The following is a 21394-nucleotide window of genomic DNA, read 5'->3' on the forward strand; positions in this document are numbered from 1 at the left end:
AGCCTAACCGGCGCTGAACGCCAGACGGTCGCCCGAGCGGGACGCCTGCACGCCCGGGAGGTCGATCGGGCCCTGTCCGCTCCAGTCGGTGACGAGCCGGCACACCTCGAGGGTCTGCACGCGGGAGAGCGTCACGCCGAACTCGCTCTCGACCGCCAGGCGCACGAGTCGCTGCCGCAGGGCCGGCGGGTTGGCCGCGAGCTCCCGGACGGACAGCGAGATGCCGGCCTCGGAGTGCTCGGCGAGGTCCTCTGCCATCTCCTCGGCGAAGTGGTCGAGCGCCGCGGAGTCCTCGCGCAGCTGGTCGGCCGTCCGTGCCAGGGCCTCTGGGACGCCGCCGCCGAGCTCGCGCTCGAGCGCCGGCATGAGGGTGTTCCGCACCCGGACGCGCGTGAACGCCGGGTCGTCGTTCTGCGGGTCGTCCCACGGCGCAAGTCCGGCGGCCGCGCACGCCTGTCGCGTCGTGTGCCGGCGGACGCCGAGCAGCGGCCGCCCGTAGGCGGGACCCGTGTCGCGTCGCGTCAGCGGCGCCATGCCGGACAGCGAGTCCGGCCCGCTCCCGCGGGCGAGGCCCAGCAGGACCGACTCGGCCTGGTCGTCGAGGGTGTGGCCGAAGACCACGAGGGCCGACCCCGTCTCCGACGCGACCTGTGCGATCGACGCGTGGCGTGCCTCCCGGGCGGCCCCTTCTGGGCCCCCTTCGGAACCGACGGCGACCCGACGGACCGTCACCGGTGCGAGTCCCAGCGCTGATGCCTGCCTGGAGGCGCGGCTCGCCACCGCCTCGGAACCCGCCTGGAGCGCGTGGTCGACGACCACTGCCCCTGCTCGCAGTTCCTGCTTGGGCGCCTCGAACGCGGTGGCCGCGGCGAGCGCGAGCGAGTCCGGTCCGCCGCTCAGCGCGACGAGCACGAGGTCCCCGGGGCGCACCGTGCGGTCCTCGAGCGCCTGCGCGAGCAGGGTTCGGACCGCGCGACGGGTGTCGGCGACCGCGGGGTCGAGCCGGGGACGCGGAGTGTTCACCCGGTAACGTTAGCCGCGCTTTCTTCCAGCCGAGAGACCAGGAGCGCAACATGGCCGCGTACGACGTCGTCGTCGAGATCCCCAAGGGCAGCCGCAACAAGTACGAGGTGGACCACGAGACCGGTCGCGTGTACCTCGACCGCGTGCTGTTCACCTCGTTCGTCTACCCCACCGACTACGGGTTCTTCGAGAAGACCCTGGCCGACGACGGTGACCCCGTGGACGCACTGCTGCTCCTCGAGTACCCGACCTTCCCCGGTGTGGGCGTCAAGGTCCGCCCGGTCGGCGTCTTCAAGATGAGCGACGAGGCCGGCAACGACGCGAAGGTCCTCGTGGTGCCCGCGAAGGACCCCCGCTGGGCGCACATCCAGGACATCTCGGACGTCGACGAGCAGACGAAGGCCGAGATCGCGCACTTCTTCGAGCGTTACAAGGACCTCGAGCCGAACAAGTGGGTCAAGGCCGAGGGCTGGGGCGACGCCGCCGAGGCCGAGGCGATCGTCACGGCCGGCCAGGCCGCGTACGTGCCCGCCGGTCACTGACCGCCTGCGGTCGGGCGTTCGCGCCCGCCCGTCCGGGCGTTCGCGCCCCGCAACGAACAACGCGCCCCGTTCCGACGGGGCGCGTTGTTCGTTGCGGGGCGCAGTCCGGCTAGAGCGAGCCGCTCGGTCGTGCCACGTACGGCAGGAGCTGGCTCGGGGTCCAGATCGCCCGCTCGAGCACGCCGCGCTGCGGGTTCGCCGCCTCGACCATGGTGCCGTAGCCCGTCACGATCGAGTCGTGGTACGCCCCGGAGACGCTGCCGTTCGACGAGTAGAAGAGGATGTCGCCCGGCTGGCGCTGCGACAGCGGCACGAGGCGGCCGATCGACTTGAAGTAGTTGTACTGCCAGACGACGTTGTGCCCACCGGTCGCGATGCCCTGCGAGCTGTACGCCATCATCACGAGGCCGGAGCAGTCCCACTGGTTCGGGCCGGCGCCGCCGAAGACGTAGGCGTCGCCGATCTGCGCACGGGCGTAGGCGATCGCGCCGGCGGCCTTGGACGGGGTGCTCGGCGCGGTGGGGGTCGTCGGGGCCGTAGGCGTCGTCGGCGTGGTGACCGGCGTGCTCGGCTTGGCGGGGGTGCTCGGGGTGCTGGGCTTGGCGGGTGTGCTCGGGGTGCTCGGCTTCGCGGGGGTCCCCGTGCCCGCGCCGGGGTTCGTGGGTGCGGTGCCGGGGTTGGTGGGTGCGGTGCCCGTGCCCGTGCCCGTGCTGGGCGTCGTGGAGGTGGTGCCGCCGGTCGTCGTGGTCTGGGACGCGAGCTGCGCCTCGGCCTGCTTCGCCTGCTGCGCGTTCCAGTACGCGGTCTCCGTGGCGACGCTCGTGCCCTTGAGGAATGCGAGCTGCTGGAGGACCTCGTCCTGCTGCTCCTGCTCCTTCTGGACGCGGGCCTGTGCGGACGAAGCCGTGTCGTTCGCGTCGTCCAGCGCGCGCTTCGTGGCGTCCGTGGCCTTGGCGAGCGCAGTCGTCGCCGAGGTCTGCTGCGCGGCGATCGAGTCGACGGTGTTCTGGTCCGCCCGCGCCTGGGCGAGCACGGTGGCGGATCGCTCGGACAGGTGCGACATCGTGCCGACGCGGTAGAGCAGGTCCTTCGAGTCCTGCGCGTCGATGAGCATCGTCGTCGACAGGTCACCGCCACCGGTGCGCGAGAGCTCGACCACGAGCCCGGCGACCTGCTTCGCCGAGTCGTCCGCCTTGCTCTTCGCCCGCTTCGCCTGGGCCGTGAGGTCGTCGAGGGTCGCCTGCGCGTCCTGCTGCTCGGACGACGCGAGGGCGTACTTCTGCCCGGCCTGCAGCTCGACGACCTGCGCGCGGTCGGCCGCGTCCTGCAGCGTCTGCAGGCGGTCGCTCAGCTCGTCGACCGTGGACTGCGCCTGGGCGGTGTCCGCCTTCGCCGCTCGCACGTCGTCCCAGCTCGGGGCGGACGGTGCCGCCTGGGCGGGGCCGGCGATCACGACGGAGAGGCCGATCCCGAGGACGGCGACCACCGCCATCCCGCAGGAGAGGGTGCGAGCGGAGTGCTTCACGGCGTTCAGGGCCTTTCGGGCGCGCACACGGTCATACCGAGATCCCCCGCGCTGCCATGAAGGGGACCGGGTCGACGGCGGAACCGTTCACCCGGGTCTCGAAGTGGAGGTGGCACCCGGTCGACCAACCGGTCGAGCCGATCTTCGCGATCTGCTGGCCGGCACTGACGTGCTGGCCGACGGACACGAGGATGCCGCCGTCGACGATGTGCCCGTAGGCGGTGGAGATCCCGCCGCCGTTGTCGAGCACGACCTCGTTGCCGTAGCCGCCACCGTTCGCGGCGAACGTCACCGTGCCGGAGTGGGCCGCGTAGATCGGTGCGTAGCAGGCGGGCGCGAGGTCCACACCGGCGTGCAGTGCGCGGTAGTGCGTGTACGGGTCGACGCGGTAGCCGAAGGGGCTCGTCTGGTACCCGCCGGAAGGACGCACCCAGCCGGAGGAGTTCGCAGCGCCACCGCCGGTGCCGCCGGAGTTCGTGGCCGCCGCCTTGGCCGCTGCTGCCGCGAGGGCCGCCTGCCGCGCCTTCTCGACCTGGACGCCCTTGTTGTACTTCGCCTCGACGTTCGCCTCGTTGCTGGTGAGGAGGGTGAGCTGCGCCTCGAGCCGGGCCTGGTTGTCGCCCTGTGCGTCGACGGCGGTCTGTGCTGCGTCGGCGGCGGACTGCGCCGCCTGCATCTTCTGCTGCGCCGCGTCGGCGAGCTTGCCGAGGGCGTTCTTCGCCAGGTCGGCCTTGTCGGCGAGGCCCTGGGCGACACCGCGGTCCTGCGTCGCCTGCGAGTAGATGCCGTCGGCCTGCTCGCTCAGCTTCGACATGGCGCCGAGTTCGTAGAGCAGGTCACCCGACTTCGAGGGGTGCGTGAGGATGTCCGTCGTCACGTCGTTGGCGCTCGCCCGACCGAGCTGCGCGGCGAGCTGGCCGGCCTGCTCCTCCGACGCGGCCGCGGTCTTCTCGGCGTCGTCCGCCTGCGACTGCAGCTTCTGCTGGGTGAGGGTCGCGTCGTCGTACTTCGTCTGCGCCGTCTGGTACGCCGTGCCGGCCGCCTCGGCGGATCGCTTCGCCGCCGACGCCTTCGTCGTGAGGTCGGCGATGAGCGCCTTGATCTCGCTGACCTTGGCCTGCTGCGCCGACTTGGACGCCTTCGCCTTCTGGACGTCCGACCAGCTCGGGTAGGACGCCGCGCTGGCCGACGTCATCGGAGCGAGGGCCGCGAGGGTGCCGGCGGTGAGCGCGACGGCGACCGCGGCGGCGATGAAGCGGCGGCGGGGACGGGGGCGGAGTGACAGCGATGGTGAGGTCGACATGTATCTCGATTTCGTAACAGCGCGGCAAGGCTCACGCACGTAACACTGTTAACAAACGCAACAGTAACAACAGGTGTCACGCCCGCACACCCCCTCGCACGAGGGGCACGGGCCGACGACGATGCTCGCATCCGGACACCGACAGCACGAATCGGGACCTGGAGCCCCACGGTGAGTGAAGCCCTGCACACCGGCACGGACACCGCGACACGCCGGGGATTCCGCGGGGACGGCCGCCGATTTGTGAAACCCGCGGGGCATCCGTATGCTTGTCCATCGGTAGCGCGAAGCACCGCTTGCGGCCCTATCGTTTAGTGGCCTAGGACACCGCCCTTTCACGGCGGCAGCACGGGTTCGAATCCCGTTGGGGTCACTCTTCACAGGGTGAGCAAGCAAGCAGAGCACTACCGAGCAAGACACAACACAACATGGCCCTGTAGCGCAGTTGGTTAGCGTGCCGCCCTGTCACGGCGGAGGTCGCGGGTTCAAGTCCCGTCAGGGTCGCCACGGCTGGATAGCTCAGTTGGTAGAGCGTTCGACTGAAAATCGAAAGGTCCACGGATCGATGCCGTGTCCAGCCACGGTGAAGAGCCCCTCACGAGAGTGAGGGGCTCTTTTGCGTTTCCGAGGCCCGCCCCCTGATCCGCAAAACACCGGTGCTTGTACGTCGCACCGCCACATGACGGTGTTCGACGCACCGGCACCGGTGCTTCGCGGGCGGGCTTTCGCGGGCAGGCTTTCGCGGCCGGGCTACGCTTCGCGGGTCTTCGGGCTGCTCTCCTGCGTCTTCGCCGGGTCGCGCTCGACGACCGAGCCGAGGGCGTCGTCGATGCGGGACAGCAGTTCGGCGGGGATCGCCACTCCGGCAGCGCCGGCGTTGTCGTGCACCTGCTCCGGTCGCGAGGCGCCGATGATCGCCGACGCCACGTTCTGGTTCTGCAGCACCCACGCGACGGCGAGCTGTGCCATCGACAGGTTCAGCTCGTCGGCGATCGGCTGCAGGTCCTGCACCGCGGTGAGCACCTCGTCGCGCATGAACCGCTTGATCATGTTCGCGCCACCCTTGTCGTCGGTGGCGCGCGAGCCCTCGGGGAGCGGCTGACCCGGCTGGTACTTCCCCGTCAGGACACCCTGGGCGATCGGGGACCAGACGATCTGCGAGACGCCGAGCTCCTCGGACGTCGGGACGACCTCGCCCTCGATGACCCGCCAGAGCGCGGAGTACTGCGGCTGGTTGGAGATGAGCTGCACGCCGAGGTCGTCGGCGAGCTCGTGGCCAGCGCGCAACTGCTCGGCCGTCCACTCGCTCACGCCGATGTACAGCGCCTTGCCCTGCCGGACGACGTCGGCGAACGCCATCATCGTCTCCTCGAGCGGGGTCTCGTAGTCGAACCGGTGCGCCTGGTACAGGTCGACGTAGTCGGTCTGCAGCCGCTCGAGTGAGCCGTTGATGGACTCGAGGATGTGCTTCCGGCTCAGCCCGGTGTCGTTGTGGCCCTTCGGACCGGTCGGGCCGAACACCTTCGTCGCGATCTCGAGCGACTGCCGCCGCTCCCCCTTCAGCGCTTCACCGAGGACGGTCTCGGCGCCGGTGTTCGCGTAGACGTCGGCGGTGTCGAACGTCGAGATGCCGACGTCGAGCGCTGCCCGGACGCAGGCGATCGCGGCGTCGTTCTCGACCTGGGAGGCGTGGGTGAGCCAGTTGCCGTAGGTGATCTCGGAGACCTTGAGGCCCGAGTTGCCGAGGTAGCGGTACTCCATGTGCGTGTCACTCCTGTCGTGGCCGCGTCGGTGCGGCTCCGCGGGCGACGGTAGTCGCGGTGGTCAGCCGGCGACTCAGCGGGCGACACGACGAAACCCCGGCGATGTGGCCGTGGCCAGTGATCGTTCCAGGGTCTACCCGTCGAGTCTTGCACACCGTCGGCGACTGCACACGGACGGGTAGGTGCAGGATCGGAGGGGTTGCGGTGCAGTGGTGCACCGCCGGGAGCGAAGGAGCATCCATGTCGGGACCGAGCGTGCTGTTCATCGGCGGCAGCGGGGTCATCAGCGCCTCGTGCGTCCGCGAAGCCGTCGAGCAGGGGTTCGACGTGACCGTGCTCAACCGGGGGACCACCGGGGGCAGGCCGATCCCTGAGGGCGTGACGCGCCTCCAGGCCGACGTCTCGGACCGCGGCGCACTCGCGGACGCTCTCGGCGACCGGAAGTGGGACACCGTCGTGAACTGGATCGCCTTCACCCCGGACCAGGTGCAGGCCGACGTCGAGTACTTCGCGGGCCGGACCCGGCAGTACGTCTTCATCAGCTCGGCCTCGGCGTACCAGACGCCGGCGACGCACCTGCCGATCACGGAGTCGACGCCGCTGAAGAACCCGTACTGGCAGTACTCGCGCGACAAGATCGCGTGTGAGGAACTGCTGATGGAGGCGTACCGGGAGCAGGACTTCCCGGTGACGATCGTGCGGCCGTCGCACACCTACGACGAGACGAAGCTGCCGCTCACGGGTGGGTGGACTGCGGTCGCACGCATGCGGGCGGGGAAGCCGATCATCATCACGGGCGACGGCAGCTCGCTGTGGACGCTCACGCACAGCCGGGACTTCGCGGTCGGGTTCACGGGGCTGCTCGACCGCGGCGAGGCGATCGGCGAGGCGTTCACGATCACGAGCGACGAGGCACCGACGTGGAACGCCATCGCGCAGGAGATCGCCGCAGCGGCGGGGGTCTCCGATCTGCGGATCGTGCACGTGCCGGCGGACGCGATCAACGCGGCGGACCCGGAGTGGGGCGCGGCGCTCCTCGGCGACAAGGCGAACAGTTCGGTGTTCGACAACAGCAAGGTCCGGGCGCTCGTGCCCTGGTACCGGCCTCGCACGCCGTACCGGCACGGGGTGCGCGAGGTGATCGCCTGGTTCGAGGCGAACCCCGACGCGCAGGTCGTCGACGAGCGTCTGGACGCCCTGATGGACGAGCTGGCGGCCCGCTGGGCGGTCTGACGCAGCGTCCACTGAGCAGAAATCGTCGGGTGCCGCGAACGGACCCGACGATTTCTGCTCAGTCGACGAGCGGCCTCGACGAGCGGCCTCAGCGCGCGGCGAGCACCTCGGACAGCGTCCCGATCGCCAGGCGGATCTCGTCGTCGGTCACGACGAGCGGCGGCGCGAACCGGATCGTCGACCCGTGCGTGTCCTTCACGAGCACCCCGCGGTCGGCGAGGTCCTGCGAGATCTGCTTCCCGGTGCCGAGCGCGGGGTCGATGTCGATCCCGGCCCAGAGTCCGGCGACGCGGTGCGACACGACCCCGCGACCGACGAGGTCGTCGAGCAGTCCGCGCAGGAGGGGTTCGCCGTCGAGGGCCCGCTGCTGGAACGTGCCCTCCCCGAGCATCGCCACGACCTCCGAGCCAACGGCCGCCGCGAGCGGGTTGCCGCCGAACGTGGACCCGTGCTCACCGGGACGCAGCACGCCGAGGACGTCGCGCGAGCCCACGACCGCGGACACCGGGACGATGCCGCCGCCGAGCGCCTTGCCGAGCGTGATCAGGTCGGGACGGACGCCGACGCGCTGCACCGCGAGGGTGTGGCCGGTGCGACCGAGGCCGGACTGGATCTCGTCGGCGACGAACAGCGCGCCGAACTCGTCGCAGATCTCCCGGACGGCGGGCAGGTGCGACGCCGGCGGGATCACGACGCCGCCCTCGCCCTGGATCGGTTCGAGCAGCACGGCGACGACGGTCTCGTCCATCGCCTCGCGCAGCGCCGCAGCGTCGCCGTAGGGCACCGTGCGGAACCCCGGCGTGTACGGGCCGAAGTCGTCGTGCGCCACGGGGTCGTCCGAGAACGACACGATGGTCGTGGTCCGGCCGTGGAAGTTCCCGGACGCGACGACGATCGTCGCCTGCCCCGCGGGGACCCCCTTCACCCGGTAGCCCCAGGCACGCGACACCTTGATCGCGGACTCGACGGCCTCGGCACCGGTGTTCATCGGGAGCACCAGCTCGGTGTCCGTCAGCGCGGCGAGCGACGCGGCGAACGGGCCGAGCTGGTCGTTCACGAACGCACGCGAGGTCAGCGTGACCCGGTCGATCTGTGCGCGGGCGGCGTCGAGCAGCCGCGGGTTGCCGTGGCCGAAGTTCACGGCGGAGTACGCGGCGAGGCCGTCCAGGTAGCGCTTGCCGTCGACGTCGGTCACCCATGCGCCGTCGCCCGAGGCGATGACGACGGGCAGTGGGCTGTAGTTGTGCGCCAGGGAGCCGTCCTCGACGGCGAGCGCCGCAGCGGTCGCCTTCCCGAGAGCGGTGCCCATCAGGACCGCGCCACCGAGTTGCCGGTGCCGACGGGGTGCAGGTCGAGCGTGCAGCACTTCACGCCGCCGCCGCCGAGCAGCAGCTCGGACAGGTCGACGCCGATCGGGTTGTAGCCCTTCTCCCGGAGCTGCGACGCGAACGTGGTGGCGCGGGAGGCGATCACGACGTTGTACCCGTCGGAGTACGAGTTCAGGCCGAGGATCGAGGCGTCCTCCTCGGTCGCGATGATCGCGTCCGGGAAGCGCTCACGCAGGATGGCCAGCGACGGCTCGTCGAAGGCGCTCTCGAGGTACGCGATGTTGCTGGTTCCGTCCGAGGAAGGCTCGGGGTCGAGCACGGCGATGGCGGTGTCGAGGTGGTAGAAGCTCGGGTTGATCAGCTTGAGCGTGACGACCTCGCGGCCGTAGATCCCGGCGAGCTCCTCGTGCGAGGTGCTGTCCGAGCGGAAACCGGTGCCGGCGAAGATGGTGTTCCCGACGAGCAGGAAGTCGCCCTCGCCCTCGTTGGTCTGCTCGGGGTCGGCGACGGTCAGGCCGTTCGCGGCGAACCACTCCATGTACGCGGGGCCCTCGGGCTGGCGCTCGGGGTACTGGAACTTCGCGCCGTAGGCGATGCCGTCGAGCACGAAGCCGCCGTTGGCCGCGTAGACCATGTCGGGCAGGCCGTCGATCGGCTCGATGTACGAGATGTCGAAGCCGAGTCCTTCGTACACGTCGACGAGCGACTGCCACTGCTGGACGGCCTTCGACGTGTCGGTCGGGTCCTCGGGGTGCATCCACGGGTTGATCCGGTAGCTCACCGTGTAGAAGTCCGGCTTGCACATCAGGATCGTCCGCTTGGTCGCGGTACGGGCCGGTGCATCGGTGGTCGAGGGTGCGGTGTTCGACATCAGTCCTCCTGGAGGGACCGGGGCCCGAGCCTGCCAGGAACCGAAACGGAACGGGGTGAAGTGCTCCGGCGAGATGCAGGCTCACTCGCCGTAGCGGACCAGGTCGACGCCGAGACCGATCCTCGCACGAACCGTCCGACCAGTGCAGCAACGGATCGCGAAACACCGTGACACCCGTTCGGGGCGCGCACGTTTCGTGCGCGGAACCCACCGGTCGTGCAACAACTCCGCGTAGCATGGGTCCAATGGATTCGCTCGACCACCGCATCCTGGACCAGCTCCGGGAGAACGCCCGCGCCGGCTACGGCGACATCGGGTCGGTGGTCGGACTCTCGGCCTCCGCCGTGAAGCGCCGCGTCGACCGGCTCGTCGGCGACGGGGTGATCCAGGGCTTCACGATCAAGGTGGACCCCGCCGTGGAGGACCGCGGCACCGAGGCCTGGGTGGAGCTCTACTGCCGCGGCACGGTCTCCCCCGACGAACTGCGCTCCCTGCTCGACACCGTCCCCGAGGTCATCGACGCCGGCACGGTCACGGGCAGCGCCGACGCCGTCGTGCACATGCGCTCGAAGGACCTCTCCGCCCTCGAGGAAGCCCTCGACAAGGTCCGCCTCGCTCCGCAGGTCGACCACACCCGTTCCGCGATCGTGCTCTCCAAGCTCGTCTCGCGCGAGACGCCCTGACCGAGCGCCGCCCGGAGGACACCGGACCGCACTGCGTCAGGAACCGGCGCCCACCAGCCCCGACCACAGGGCGTAGGCGGCGAGGAGCACCAGCGGCACGCAAGCGACGAGGTTGAGCCACCGGTGCTCGACCACGACGGCCAGGTACTCGCGGAGGAACGCGCTCGGCACGTAGTACGGCGCCGTCCGGGAGCCGATGACCTGCGCGCTCGACCCGGTCTTCCGCGCGAGCACCGCGGCCCGCAGCACGTGGTAGTTGTTCGTCGTCACGAGCACCCGGTCGGTGCGTCCGCGTTCGGTGAGCAGTGCCATCGAGAACTCGAGGTTCTGCCGCGTGTTCCGTGACGCCGTCTCCGGCACGACGTCGGCTGGGTCGACGCCCTGCGCCACGAGGTACTCCGCCATCGCCTCACCCTCGGGTCGCGGCTCGTCCGGCCCCTGACCGCCGGAGGGCACCAGGACCGGACGCCGTCCCGCCGGTGCGGCGCGGTAGACGGCGACGGCGCGGTCGAGCCGGCTCCGCAGGAGCGGCGGGACGTCGCCGTGCACGAGACCGGAGCCGAGGACGATCACCGCGTCGGGAGACCCGGTGTGACGCAGCCGGGCGTAGACGACGGCGTACAGACCGAACGCGACGAAGGTCCCGGCGGCGTACAGAGAGAGCAGCACCGCCAGCAACCCGGCGCTCGCGAGCACGATGAGCCAGACCGGCGGCTCCCGGTAGCTGGTCAGCACCACGTACCCGGCGACGACGGCCAACGGCAGCACGATGACGACCACCCCGAGCACGAGCGAGAGCAGGTTGCCGAGGCTGCGTCCCTCGCGTCGGAGCATGAGCACACCGTTCGCGATGAGGAACACGCCGAGCACCAGGATCGCGAGCGGCGCGAGGGACGCGAGCAGGCCGAGCACGACCGCCGCCGCGGGGACGGTCCTGGCGAGCAGTCCCGCGGTGGTGGTGAGCGCCAGCAGGACGGCGATCGTGAGGAAGACGCCGTTGCGGAGCATCCGGGCGTCCCGCGTGCGGGCGTGCACGTAGAGCCCGAGGAAGGCGGCGGCGACGACGTACCCGACGATCACCGAGAGGGTCATCGGCGGACCCGCCAGGGCGCCGTGCGCATCCAGGTCGCCGTCCGCCAGAGCCACTCGACCGGGCCGTACGCGAAGCGTCCGAGCCAGAGGCGGCTGCAGACCGACTGCAGCACGATCAGCACCGCACCGATGAGCACGACCGGCAGGATCGACGTCATCGTCCGGAAGTCCACGACCACCCCGGCCAGCGCGAACACGACGGCCGCGACGACGTAGTTCGTCAGCGCCATCCGGCCGAGCGGTTCGAAGAACGCGGCGAGCGCCCGTCGCGCAGGGGTCTTCCACAACAGGGCGAGTCCGGTCGTGTAGGCCACCGCCATGACGATACCGGCCGTTCCACCGATCGTGGAGAACCGTGGGTCGCCGCCGCCCTCTGCGAGCTGCGCCCAGAGCAGCGGCACGCTCGCGATGCTCGCCGCGACGAACACCGTCGCGACACCGCGACCGGCGGCCCCGAGCACCCTGGGCACGCCGTACGCAGCGAGTCCGGCACCGAGCAGCATGAGTCCCGGCGTCGCGGCGAGGCCGCCACCGGTGATCGCGTACGCCGCCGCCGTGAGGAGGAGGCCGGACGCGAGCGTCACCCACCGCGGCGTCAACAGGACGACGGGGAGCACGACGAGGCCCGCGACGCCGTACTCGGTGAGCACGTTGCCCGGGTAGACGAGCATCAGCAGTGCGCCGATGGCGACCAACCCGACGAGCCGGCGAACCATCACGAGCCAGGGACGCGGGGCGCGGGCCCTGGCACCGGAGAGCACGAAGAACAGGCTGACGCCGAACAGGGTGTTGAAGATCGGGACGAACCGCGTCTGCGTCGTCGCGTACAGCACGTCACGCAGCGGGTCGCCCGGCAGCGCGGTCCGGTGCGCCTCGATCCAACTGCCGCCGACGTGCGAGATGTCGACGGCGTTGACGAAGAGGATGCCGAGCAGAGCGAACCCCCGGAGCACGTCGACGAACCGGAACCGCTCGGTGGTCGGGAGCGACGTGGGCCTGGCTGCGGTCGTGGTCATGACCCCATTCTCCGACATGTCGTATTCCACAGCGTGATCCGGTCGGATGACGCGGGGCGCGCGAACGCGTAGGTTCGCCTCCATGGGACGGAAGTCGGCCTGGAGGAACGGATCGCCTCCCACGGGATCGCGCACGGCCCGCCTTCTGGTCACCGCTGCGGGCCTCGCCTACGTCGCGAACTGCGCCTGGGGCACCGCCGTCGCGGTGCGGCTCATCCGCACGAAGAAGCTCCGGGTCGTCCACCACGGTCTGTTCGTCGTGACCGCCACGCTGACGGGTGTCGCGGCGACGACCCCGGTGTGGACACGCGACCGATCGGCGCTCTTCCTGCTGCCCGCGCTCGTGCCCCTCGCGGTCGCCCCACGCACGAACCCGCGCTCCGGAGCACACTGGAGAGTCGCGGTCGCCGCTGCGCCGTCCTACCTGGGGGCGGTGCTGTTCCGGCGCTGACCGCGGGGAGGACAGCAGTGGAGCTCTTCGAGGCGATCCGACGACGGCGCACCACCAACGGGGCGTTCCTGCCCGACCCGGTCTCCGAGGAGCACCAGCGGTTGCTCATGGAGCTGGCAGGGCGAGCGCCGTCGCAGCTCAACAGCCAGCCGTGGCGGTTCGTCCTGGTCGAGGAGCGGGCGACGATCGACCGCGTCGCCGAGATCAGCGGCTCGTCGATGACCAGGACCATGGCCGAGGGCACGTTCTTCGAGCGGTACCGCCCGTACTTCCGGTTCTCGCAGGCCGAGATGGACGAGCGCCGCGACGGCATGCTGTTCGACAAGCTCCCGGGCCCGCTCAAGCCGTTCACGAAGCAGGTGTTCACGAAGCGCGGGCAGCTCCTGATGAACACGCTCCGGGTGCCGCACACGCTCGGCGAGGAGAACCGGAGGCTCGTGGCCGGGTCGCCGCTGCTGCTCGGGGTGATGCTCGACCGGCACGAGTACCGGAAGGAGGAGCTCTCCGGCTTCTACTCGGTGTTCAGCATGGGGGCGGCGATGGAGAACATCTGGCTCGCCACCACCGAGCTCGGTCTCGGGATCCAGTTCGTGTCCTTCCCGATGGAGACCCCGGGCGCGTGGGCGGAGATCGAGGGGCTGCTCCGCGTCCCCGAGTCGCTCGAACTGATGGCCGTCTACCGGATCGGGTACCTGCCTCCCGAGCGCCGGCGTCCCGCGATCGACTGGACCTCGAGCGAGCGGAAGCGCCCGTCGCAGTACGTGTTCCGCGGGACCTGCGACACCCCGCAGCAGGGGTGGGACGACGCGCCCGTGGCGGGGCACATCGCGCCGGAGGCGACCACCCCGTGACCGCGACCGTGCCTACCGGGGGCGATCCGCGCCTCCAGGCCGTCGCCCCCGGCCTCACCGGACGCCCCTGGATCGAACAGGCGTGGCGGGACGTCGTCTTCGTGCACTGGCGCGTCGACGTGTCGGCGGTGGCCCCGCTGCTCCCGGCGGGCACGCGGCCGGACACCCTCGGCGTCGACGGCGTCGACGACGGCGCGACCACGTGGGTCGGCCTCATCGCCTTCCGGTTCTCGGACACGCGGTTCCCGCCGGTCTCCGTGGGCCGCGTCGGCGACTTCATCGAGGTCAACGTGCGCGTCTACACCGTCGACGACCGTGGGCAGCACGGAGTCGTGTTCCTGTCGCTCGACGCGGGCAAGCTCGCACCGACGGTCGGCGCACGCGTGGCGACCGGGCTGCCGTACAAGTGGGCGGTGGCGCAGCAGCGACGGCCCGCGGCCGACCGGGTCGCCTACGCGGTGCGGCGGCACGGGACCCACCTGCGCTCCCTCGTCGACGTGCGGACCGGGCCGCCGATCGCGGAGCCCACGGCACTCGAGACGTTCCTCACGGCACGGTGGGGCATGCACGTGCACCGGCTCGGCCGGACGCGCTTCTGGCCGAACGAGCACGAGTCGTGGCCGTTGCACCGGGCTTCGGTGGTGTCGCTGCGGGACGACCTGGTCGGGGCCGCGGGGCTCCCGTTCGCGCTGACCGAGCTCGAGCCGGACTCGGTGCTGTACTCGCCCGGGGTCGTGACCCGGTTCGGGCTCGGGCGCTGACGCCGGCCTAGCGGAGCGGTGCGCGGGCTGCGGCTCGGAACTGGTGGACGACGATCACCGCCGAGAACAGCGCGAAGACGCCACCGGCGATCCAGGAGGGACGCTGGACCCGCGAGACGTCGTCGACGGTGAGCCCGATGACGGCGAGCGTGGCACAGATCGCACCGACCACCCCGAAGGCCCACATGACCGCGAGGTGGTCGAAGCGGGGCACGGCGCGCGCAGAAGTGAGCGTCAGCGGAAGCGCCACGAGCCCGAACAGCATGCCGAACGGCAGGCCGACCAGCAGGGTGGCGAGTGCGACCACACCTCCGGTCGTCACCGCGACCACCACGTGCGTGACGTGACCGCGCCAGGAGGCCTCGACCGTCTGCTCGTCGTACGCGCGCCAGCTGGTCACGAACAGCGCCACGGCGCCGGCGGTGGTGAGCGCGGCGGCCGTCAGCCCGACGACGAGGGCGAACACACCCCCGAACCCGATGCCGCCGAGGACCTCCACCGCGGCGAGGAGCACGGCCATGACCGGGACGGGCCAGATCTCCCGCCACCGTGTCGGGGTACGGAGGACCCAGCCGGGCGGTGCCTCCTCGGCGAGGTCGTCGGTCTCGGGGTCTCGGGTCTCCACCCGGCCATCATGCTCCGCGAGCGCCGGGGACTGCCGCTGTGCGGACGCACCGGCGGCGTGCGGTGGACTGGGCACATGAGCCGAACGACGACGATGGTCGAGATCGCCCGAGCCGCGATCGGGGTCGGGCACGCCGTCCGGGTGTTCCGCGGGAGTGCGAACCCGGCGCTCGACGTCGTGCTCGCCGTGCGACAGGTCGCGCAGGCCGTGCTCGTCGGGCGGACGGGCTCGGGCGATGCGCACACGCTCAGTGCAGTCGTCGACACCCTGCACGGCGTGACGATGGTCCCGCTCGCCGCGGACCCTCGCCGGCGACGGTTCGCCGTCGGACAACTGTGGATCTCCGCGGGACTCGCGATCGCCGAGGTCGCGGCCGTCGGTTCCGGCCGTGACGGGGCCGGTCGACGCCGCAGCGTCGGGGGTCGTCGCTAGCGTCGGGAACATGAGCACGACCTACTCCGTCGCCTCCTCCCTCGACGGGTTCGTGGCCGCACCCGGTGACGACCTCGACTGGCTGCTGCAGTTCGGCTTCGAGCCGTTCCAGGAGCACTACGACCGCTTCTTCGCAGGGGTCGGCGCGATCGTGATGGGGTCGACCACCTACGAGTGGCTGCTCGCCCACGACGACACCTGGGCGTACCCTGACCTGCCGACCTGGGTGTTCACGACGCGCGACCTGCCCGTGCCGGACGGCGCCGAGGTGCACTTCGTGTCGGGATCCGTGGCGGACCACCAGGCGATCGTCGAACGGGCAGCCGGGGAGCGCGACGTGTGGGTCGTCGGCGGTGGCCTGCTCGCGGCGCAGTACCAGCAGGCCGGGCTGCTCGACGAACTCCGGGTGACGGTGATGCCGATCGCGCTCGGCGCCGGATCGCCACTGCTGCCGGTGGCCGCGCCGACGCCGGTGTTCGAGCTCGTGGGGACCACGCCGTTCAGCGGCGGGGCGGTCGAGCTGCACTACCGCTCGACGGACGACGCGCTCCGAGAAGCGCGCACCGGAGCCTGACGCCCATGGGGCACGGCGTAGCGTCCGCGACATGAGCGATCACGAACAGACCGAGCCCGTCATGGACGGCGCCACCGAGGCCACGAACCACGAGAAGCTGCACGGCCTCATCGAGCAGGTCGACCACGACCACGCGGGCGAGGGCGCCGGCGCGATGGCCGACCACCTCCGCGACCGCATGGACGAGACCGGCGTCGAGGACGAGGAAGCCGGCGACACCGAGGACTGACCAGCGGGTCGGTGCGGCGGCGTCCCGCCGGGCCGTACCGACCGGTCAGGCGACGTCCGCGCGGAACGTGCGCAGTGCCTCCAGGTCGGCGTCGTCGAGACCGGATCGCTCGACGAAACGCACCACGTCGAACCCGTCGAGCGCAGCGCGGAACGCGCCCGCGACGGTGGTGCCGTGCTCGGCGCACAGGGCCTCGATCTTCGCCTCGTTCGACGGGACGCCGATGGACGCCAGCAGCGCCGGAGCGTTGTCGACGGTGACGAGGTAGTCCGCCACGATCGCCTCGGGCTCGACGCCCGCGATCGTCAGGAGCGCGAGCGCGATGATGCCGGTGCGGTCCCGTCCGCCGGCACAGTGGAACAGGACACCGCCCGGTTCGGCCCGCGCGATCGCCCGCAGCACGGACCCGGTGCGCTCCGGGAGCTCGTCGAGGTGCGGGCCGTAGTACAGCGGGGTGCCGACCAGACCGGTCTCCCAGTAGGCCGACCAGAACGACGGGGCGTCGTCGAGGCCGTCGTGGTCGATCACCACGGTGGTGATCCAGTCCGGGCGGGTCCCGGTGTCCTTCGCGGTCTCGGACGGCGCGCGCAGGTCGACGACCGTCCGGATGCCGGCGTCGTGCAGTGCCTGCCAGCCGTCGGCCGTCAGACGGTCGACGCTCTCCGACCGGAACACGCGACGGGCCGGGGTCGTCCCGCCGCCCTGCAGCGGCAGACCGCCGAGGTCGCGACCGTTGAACAGGCCGTCGGCGTGCAGGGTGCGGTCCTCAGACATGCAGCTCCGACAGGTCGGGGTCCAGGTCGCCGAACCGGTGCGCCGTGATCGACACCGACTGCTCGCGGAGGAACGGCAGCATCTCGATGATCCCGGCCTCGACGACGGGGGCGTCGTGGATCGCCACGTCGACGCTCGCGCCGAGGGCTTCCTCGAGTGCGAGGGGGTCGCCGCCGACCAGCCGGATGCGCGCACCCGGACCACCGAACACGGTGTGCGCGGGCGGCTCCTGCCCCTGCGCGAGCACGGTCTCGAGCGCATCCTGCGTGTCGTCCTCGCCGCTCGTCCAGGTCTCGCGGAAGACCTCGCCCGACGCTGCCCGACGCAGGAACTCCTCGTCGGTCTCGACCAGGTGGTCGACGACGTCCAGCGGGGACCGGCTCGACGCGAGCAACTGCGTGAGCGGCCCGGGGAGCGGCCGAGCGCTGCTCAGCAGCACATGGGCACGGGCCGCGGTCGCGGCGGCGAGCACGCGGACGAGGTCCCCGCTCGTGGCCCCCTCGGCCTGCCGCACGATCACGGACTGTGGACGCCAGCGCAGCACGTTCCGCTGCACCACGAGCGCCGAGGGGTCGTGCGAGACGCCGAACTCCGTCGCCCGCGCACGGACGTCACTGAGCGCACCGGCGCGGACCTGGTCGAACTCCTCGAACGACAGCCCGCTGCGGGCCGCCTCGATCACCGCGGTCACCCGTGGCGGCAGCCCGTGCAGCTGGATGCTCTTGTGCACGGTGCGCGGGATCGGCTGCCACCGGCCGAGCGTCGCGACGTACATGGACCCGCCGGCCTTCGTTCCCGTGCCGACGGCTGAGCGCTTCCACCCGCCGAAGGGCTGGCGGCGGACGATCGCTCCGGTGATGCCGCGGTTGACGGACAGGTTGCCGGCCTGGACACCGGCGATCCAGTCCGCGACCTCGTCGGTGTCGAGCGAGTGGATGCCCGCCGTCAGCCCGTAGTCGGTGCCGTTCTGGATCGCGAGGGCCTGGTCGAGCGTCTCGGCACGCATGATGCCGAGCACCGGACCGAAGTACTCGGTCTGGTGGAAGTCGCTGCCGGGCCGGACGCCGTCGCGGATGCCGGGCGACCAGAGCCGTCCCGAGTCGTCGAGCGGTACCGGCTGCACGAGCCAGGACTCCCCCGGACCGAGCTCGGTGAGCCCGCTCCGCAGCTTTCCCGAGGGCTCGGCGATGACCGGCCCCATCTGCGCCGTCGGGTCGTCCGGCCAGGCCACCCGGAGCGTGCGCGTGGCGTCGACGAGCTGCCGGCGGAACCGTTCGCTCTCGTCCACGGAGCCGACCAGGATCACCAGGGAGGCGGCCGAGCACTTCTGGCCGGCGTGCCCGAACGCCGACTGCACGATGTCCTGCACGGCGAGGTCGAGGTCGGCGCTCGGCGTGACGACGATCGCGTTCTTGCCGCTCGTCTCCGCGGTCAGTGGCAGCCCGGCACGCCACCAGCGGAACGAGCGTGCGGTGTCCGCCGACCCGGTCAGGATGATGCGGTCGACGGCGGGGTGCGCGATGAGGTCACGGCCGAGCTCGTCCTCGTCGAGGTCGACGAGCTGCAGCAGGGAGTGCGGGACCCCGGCGTCCCAGAGCACGTCGGCCAGCAGCGCGCCGCAGCGCTTCGCCTCGGGAGCCGGCTTGAGGACGACCCCGCTGCCCGCGGCGAGGGCAGCCAGGACGCCCCCGGCGGGGATCGCCACGGGGAAGTTCCACGGCGGGACGACCACGGTCAGACGCGGCGGGACGTACCGGGCGCCGTCCCCGTCGAGCACGGCCAGGTGCCGGGCGCTCTCGGCGTAGTGGTGCGCGAAGTCGATCGCCTCGCTCACCTCGGTGTCGGCCTCCGACAGGGTCTTGCCCGTCTCGGCCGCCATCACCTCGACGAGGTCGGCACGCCGGGTCTCCAGCTCGTGGGCGATGAGGTCGAGGAGCTCGGCGCGGTCGGTCGGGTCCTGCCGTCCCCAGTTCACGCCGGCCTGCGCGGTCCGGGCGACGATGCGTTCGAGCTGCGAGCGGTCGGAGACCTTCGCACCGCGGATCGTCTGCGCACCGAGCTGCGAGCGCGGCACCCGACGGAGGACGTCGAGCGCCCACTCCCGGTTGGCGGCGATCGCCGGATCGGTGTCCGGGACGTTGTCGAAGCGTTCGCGGTGCTCCGGCTCGCCGATCGGCACACGGCGGTCCTGCGTGCGGTGTGTGGACGGGACCGGCTGCCCGAGCGCGGACACCGAGGCGAGCCACCGGCCGCGCTCGCGTTCGAAGACGCTCTCGTCGTGGTCGATCTCCGCGGCGCTCGCGATGAAGTTCTCGGGGCTCGCGCTCTCCTGCAGCCGACGGGCGAGGTACGCGATCGCGGAGTCGAACTGGTCCGGCTGGACGACCGGCGTGTAGAGGAGCACCTGCCCGACGTCGGCGCGGACGGCGTCGGCGTGGGTGGACGCCATGCCGAGCAGCATCTCGACGTCGATCCCGTCGGTGACCCCACGACGCTGGGCGAGCACCCACGCGGTGGCGAGGTCGAACAGGTTGTGCCCGGCGACACCGATGCGCACCGCGTCGATCCGCTCCGGCGTGAGTGCGGCGTCGAGCATCCGGAGGTACGCCGTGTCGGTCTCCTGCTTCGACCCCCACGTCGCGAGCGGCCACTCGTGCAGGATCGCGTCCACCCGCTCCATCGCGAGGTTCGCGCCCTTGACGAGTCGGACCTTGATCGGCGCACCGCCCCGTGCTCGTCGTTCCTGCGCCCACGAGGTCAGGGACTCCAGCGCGCCGGCCGCGTCGGGCAGGTACGCCTGCAGCACGATGCCGGCCTCGAGCCCGAGGAACTCGTCGCGGTCGAGCAGCGCTCGGAACACGGCGAACGTGACGTCGAGGTCGCGGTACTCCTCCATGTCGAGGTTGATGAACTTCGCCCGGCCACCGGACGCCAGTGGAGCCGCCGCCAGCCGGTAGAGCGGCACGAGCCGGTCCACCACGCGCTCGACGGTCTGGTCGAACGCCCACATCGACATCTGCGGGACGACCGAGCTCACCTTGATCGAGACGTAGTCCACGTCGTCGCGCGCCAGCAGGTCCATCGTCCCCTGCAGCCGACGGTCGCTCTCCGCGCTGCCGAGCACGGCCTCGCCGAGCAGGTTCACGTTCAGCCGGGTGCCCGGCCCACCGACCTTCGCGAGCGCAGGACCGAGCTTCGCGGGTGTGGCGTCGATGACGAGGTGCCCGGTCATCCGGCGCAGGATCTTCCGCGCCGTGGGGACGACCGCCCACGGGGCCATCGTCGCGAACCCGCCGCCGAACGTCACCGCACCGCGGAGGTACCAGGCGAGGAAGTCCGGGACGTCCCGGCTGACCTGCTCGAGGTTGCGGGCGGCGACCCGGGGGTCTTCCGGCCGGATGACCTTGTCGACGAACCCCCGCGTGAAGTCGAGGCCCTGCTCGTCACGGAGGACCCCCGCCAGACGGGCGGCCCCGGCGTCCGGCTTCGCCCCGGCGGACGCCGCCAGCCACCGCCGCACGAGGGCGACGGCGTCGTCGGTGCAGTCCTGCAGTCGGGCGCTCGGCATGCCTCGATCGTAGGCCTCGCCACCGACTCCACCTCGGAGCGAGCCGTGTGCGCCCACCGAGTCGTCTGGGCGGGACCCGGTCATACGAGCGGATGATCATCGCGGCGAACAGGTCCGAGGTCGATACGCTGGCGAAATGCCGAACGAGGGGGCCGGAGGCCACGACTGGGCCACGTGGGACGCCTACCACGACGTGTGGCGACGACTCGACCGGGCGTTGGACCACGCCGTGCAGCAGGGAGCGGGGATCTCGATCCCGGAGTTCGAGATCCTCATCGGACTCCACCGCGAGCCGGAGCACCGGTTGCGCGTGCGCGACATCGCGGCCGGCATCGGGTGGGAGAAGTCCCGCGTGAGCCACCAGGTCACGCGCATGGTCGCGCGCGGGTTGGTGGAGCGAGCGGACTGTCCCACGGATGGCCGCGGCAGCTGGGTCGTGATGACCCCCGACGGTCGTCGCGCGGTGCTCGCCGGCATCCGTGCGCACACAGGAGCGCTCGAGGACCTGTTCTGGAGGCCCGTGGGGGCCGACGCCGAGACGCTGCGGTCCGTCAGCGCGCGGGTCCAGGACGCCATCGGCCCCGACGAGCCGGAATCCGACGCCGCCGGCTGACCCTGCTGGACTCCGCAACGTCGAAGACCCCGCCCCGGCGGATGCCGGGGCGGGGTCTTCGACGGGATCGGTCCTACTTGATCTTGGCGGTGATGGTGGCGGTGCCGACGAGGAGGCCGCTCTTGACGGCGTCGGTC

The 21394-nt window shown here is 71.4% G+C and carries 21 protein-coding genes and 3 tRNA genes; 13 read left to right on the forward strand and 11 right to left on the reverse strand.

The features are described 5' to 3' along the window. Positions 1 to 3: 3 nt before the first annotated feature. Positions 4 to 1023 carry a tRNA lysidine(34) synthetase TilS gene (gene tilS / locus FS532_RS16745; protein WP_144756846.1) on the reverse strand — a complete coding sequence of 340 codons (1020 nt, stop codon included), beginning with the start codon at positions 1021 to 1023 and terminating at the stop codon, positions 4 to 6. A gap of 50 nt (positions 1024 to 1073) precedes the next feature. On the opposite strand from tilS, the gene FS532_RS16750 reads away from it, so the two are divergent. Next, entirely contained in the window at positions 1074 to 1565 is a 492-nt protein-coding gene (locus tag FS532_RS16750; RefSeq protein ID WP_070417329.1) for an inorganic diphosphatase, read from the forward strand. Positions 1566 to 1674: 109 nt separating this feature from the next. On the opposite strand, the gene FS532_RS16755 is transcribed toward FS532_RS16750, so the two are convergent. After that, entirely contained in the window at positions 1675 to 3090 is a 1416-nt protein-coding gene (locus FS532_RS16755; protein WP_144756848.1) for a C40 family peptidase, read from the reverse strand. A gap of 31 nt (positions 3091 to 3121) precedes the next feature. Beyond that, complete coding sequence (locus FS532_RS16760) at positions 3122 to 4393, reverse strand: M23 family metallopeptidase (RefSeq protein ID WP_144756850.1); 1272 nt, start codon at positions 4391 to 4393, stop codon at positions 3122 to 3124. 300 nt (positions 4394 to 4693) lie between these two features. Between FS532_RS16760 and FS532_RS16765 the strand changes: the two genes are divergently transcribed. The 3 genes from FS532_RS16765 to FS532_RS16775 all read left to right on the forward strand — a co-directional run bounded on the left by FS532_RS16765 (position 4694) and on the right by FS532_RS16775 (position 4974). After that, positions 4694 to 4766, forward strand: a tRNA-Glu gene (locus FS532_RS16765). Between the two features lie 57 nt (positions 4767 to 4823). Beyond that, a tRNA-Asp gene (locus FS532_RS16770) sits at positions 4824 to 4900 on the forward strand. A 1-nt stretch (position 4901) separates the two neighbouring features. Beyond that, positions 4902 to 4974, forward strand: a tRNA-Phe gene (locus FS532_RS16775). 169 nt (positions 4975 to 5143) lie between these two features. Here the strand turns inward: FS532_RS16775 and FS532_RS16780 are convergent. Further along, positions 5144 to 6154, reverse strand: a complete 1011-nt coding sequence (locus tag FS532_RS16780) for an aldo/keto reductase family protein (RefSeq protein ID WP_144756852.1) — start codon at positions 6152 to 6154, stop codon at positions 5144 to 5146. A gap of 242 nt (positions 6155 to 6396) precedes the next feature. On the opposite strand from FS532_RS16780, the gene FS532_RS16785 reads away from it, so the two are divergent. Further along, positions 6397 to 7389: an NAD-dependent epimerase/dehydratase family protein gene (locus FS532_RS16785; protein WP_144756854.1), complete on the forward strand. Its 993-nt coding sequence runs from the start codon at positions 6397 to 6399 to the stop codon at positions 7387 to 7389. A gap of 88 nt (positions 7390 to 7477) precedes the next feature. Here the strand turns inward: FS532_RS16785 and rocD are convergent, their stop codons facing one another. Together rocD and ddaH are read right to left on the reverse strand one after the other, a co-directional pair. After that, positions 7478 to 8698 carry an ornithine--oxo-acid transaminase gene (gene rocD, locus FS532_RS16790; RefSeq protein WP_144756856.1) on the reverse strand — a complete coding sequence of 407 codons (1221 nt, stop codon included), beginning with the start codon at positions 8696 to 8698 and terminating at the stop codon, positions 7478 to 7480. After that, positions 8698 to 9588: a dimethylargininase gene (gene ddaH, locus FS532_RS16795; RefSeq protein ID WP_144756858.1), complete on the reverse strand. Its 891-nt coding sequence runs from the start codon at positions 9586 to 9588 to the stop codon at positions 8698 to 8700. The genes rocD and ddaH overlap by 1 nt, the downstream gene beginning before the upstream one ends. A gap of 245 nt (positions 9589 to 9833) precedes the next feature. Between ddaH and FS532_RS16800 the strand changes: the two genes are divergently transcribed. Then, positions 9834 to 10271, forward strand: coding sequence for an Lrp/AsnC family transcriptional regulator (locus FS532_RS16800; RefSeq protein WP_144756860.1), 438 nt, complete (start codon positions 9834 to 9836; stop codon positions 10269 to 10271). A gap of 36 nt (positions 10272 to 10307) precedes the next feature. Here the strand turns inward: FS532_RS16800 and FS532_RS16805 are convergent, their stop codons facing one another. After that, positions 10308 to 11363: a YdcF family protein gene (locus tag FS532_RS16805; protein WP_144756862.1), complete on the reverse strand. Its 1056-nt coding sequence runs from the start codon at positions 11361 to 11363 to the stop codon at positions 10308 to 10310. Beyond that, positions 11360 to 12379, reverse strand: coding sequence for a DUF418 domain-containing protein (locus tag FS532_RS16810; RefSeq protein ID WP_144756864.1), 1020 nt, complete (start codon positions 12377 to 12379; stop codon positions 11360 to 11362). Before FS532_RS16810 ends, FS532_RS16805 begins: the two co-directional genes overlap by 4 nt. Before the next feature lie 82 nt (positions 12380 to 12461). On the opposite strand from FS532_RS16810, the gene FS532_RS16815 reads away from it, so the two are divergent. From FS532_RS16815 to FS532_RS16825, 3 genes are read left to right on the forward strand one after another with little or no spacing between them, the layout of a single operon-like run. Beyond that, a complete protein-coding gene (locus FS532_RS16815) occupies positions 12462 to 12830 on the forward strand; it encodes a hypothetical protein (RefSeq protein ID WP_144756866.1) in 369 nt (122 codons plus the stop codon). Positions 12831 to 12847: 17 nt separating this feature from the next. Continuing rightward, positions 12848 to 13681 carry a nitroreductase family protein gene (locus FS532_RS16820; RefSeq protein ID WP_144756869.1) on the forward strand — a complete coding sequence of 278 codons (834 nt, stop codon included), beginning with the start codon at positions 12848 to 12850 and terminating at the stop codon, positions 13679 to 13681. Then, entirely contained in the window at positions 13678 to 14442 is a 765-nt protein-coding gene (locus tag FS532_RS16825) for a YqjF family protein (protein WP_260852789.1), read from the forward strand. The genes FS532_RS16820 and FS532_RS16825 overlap by 4 nt, the downstream gene beginning before the upstream one ends. 7 nt (positions 14443 to 14449) lie before the next feature. Here FS532_RS16825 and FS532_RS16830 read toward each other — a convergent pair whose 3' ends face one another. Continuing rightward, positions 14450 to 15067: a hypothetical protein gene (locus FS532_RS16830; protein ID WP_144756871.1), complete on the reverse strand. Its 618-nt coding sequence runs from the start codon at positions 15065 to 15067 to the stop codon at positions 14450 to 14452. A gap of 75 nt (positions 15068 to 15142) precedes the next feature. Between FS532_RS16830 and FS532_RS16835 the strand changes: the two genes are divergently transcribed. From FS532_RS16835 to FS532_RS16845, 3 genes are read left to right on the forward strand one after another with little or no spacing between them, the layout of a single operon-like run. Further along, a complete protein-coding gene (locus FS532_RS16835; protein WP_144756873.1) occupies positions 15143 to 15499 on the forward strand; it encodes a hypothetical protein in 357 nt (118 codons plus the stop codon). A 10-nt stretch (positions 15500 to 15509) separates the two neighbouring features. Then, entirely contained in the window at positions 15510 to 16073 is a 564-nt protein-coding gene (locus tag FS532_RS16840) for a dihydrofolate reductase family protein (RefSeq protein ID WP_144756875.1), read from the forward strand. 31 nt (positions 16074 to 16104) lie between these two features. Then, on the forward strand, positions 16105 to 16302 hold the full coding sequence (locus tag FS532_RS16845; RefSeq protein WP_141399800.1) for a hypothetical protein: 198 nt from the start codon (positions 16105 to 16107) through the stop codon (positions 16300 to 16302). A gap of 45 nt (positions 16303 to 16347) precedes the next feature. On the opposite strand, the gene FS532_RS16850 is transcribed toward FS532_RS16845, so the two are convergent. Next, on the reverse strand, positions 16348 to 17076 hold the full coding sequence (locus FS532_RS16850) for a tyrosine-protein phosphatase (RefSeq protein ID WP_144756877.1): 729 nt from the start codon (positions 17074 to 17076) through the stop codon (positions 16348 to 16350). Further along, positions 17069 to 20644, reverse strand: a complete 3576-nt coding sequence (locus tag FS532_RS16855; protein WP_144756880.1) for a proline dehydrogenase family protein — start codon at positions 20642 to 20644, stop codon at positions 17069 to 17071. The genes FS532_RS16850 and FS532_RS16855 overlap by 8 nt, the downstream gene beginning before the upstream one ends. 136 nt (positions 20645 to 20780) lie before the next feature. Between FS532_RS16855 and FS532_RS16860 the strand changes: the two genes are divergently transcribed. Beyond that, positions 20781 to 21257: a MarR family winged helix-turn-helix transcriptional regulator gene (locus FS532_RS16860; RefSeq protein ID WP_144756882.1), complete on the forward strand. Its 477-nt coding sequence runs from the start codon at positions 20781 to 20783 to the stop codon at positions 21255 to 21257. Positions 21258 to 21394: the final 137 nt, after the last annotated feature.

Source organism: Curtobacterium pusillum (assembly GCF_007673235.1).
GTDB lineage: Bacteria > Actinomycetota > Actinomycetes > Actinomycetales > Microbacteriaceae > Curtobacterium > Curtobacterium pusillum_C.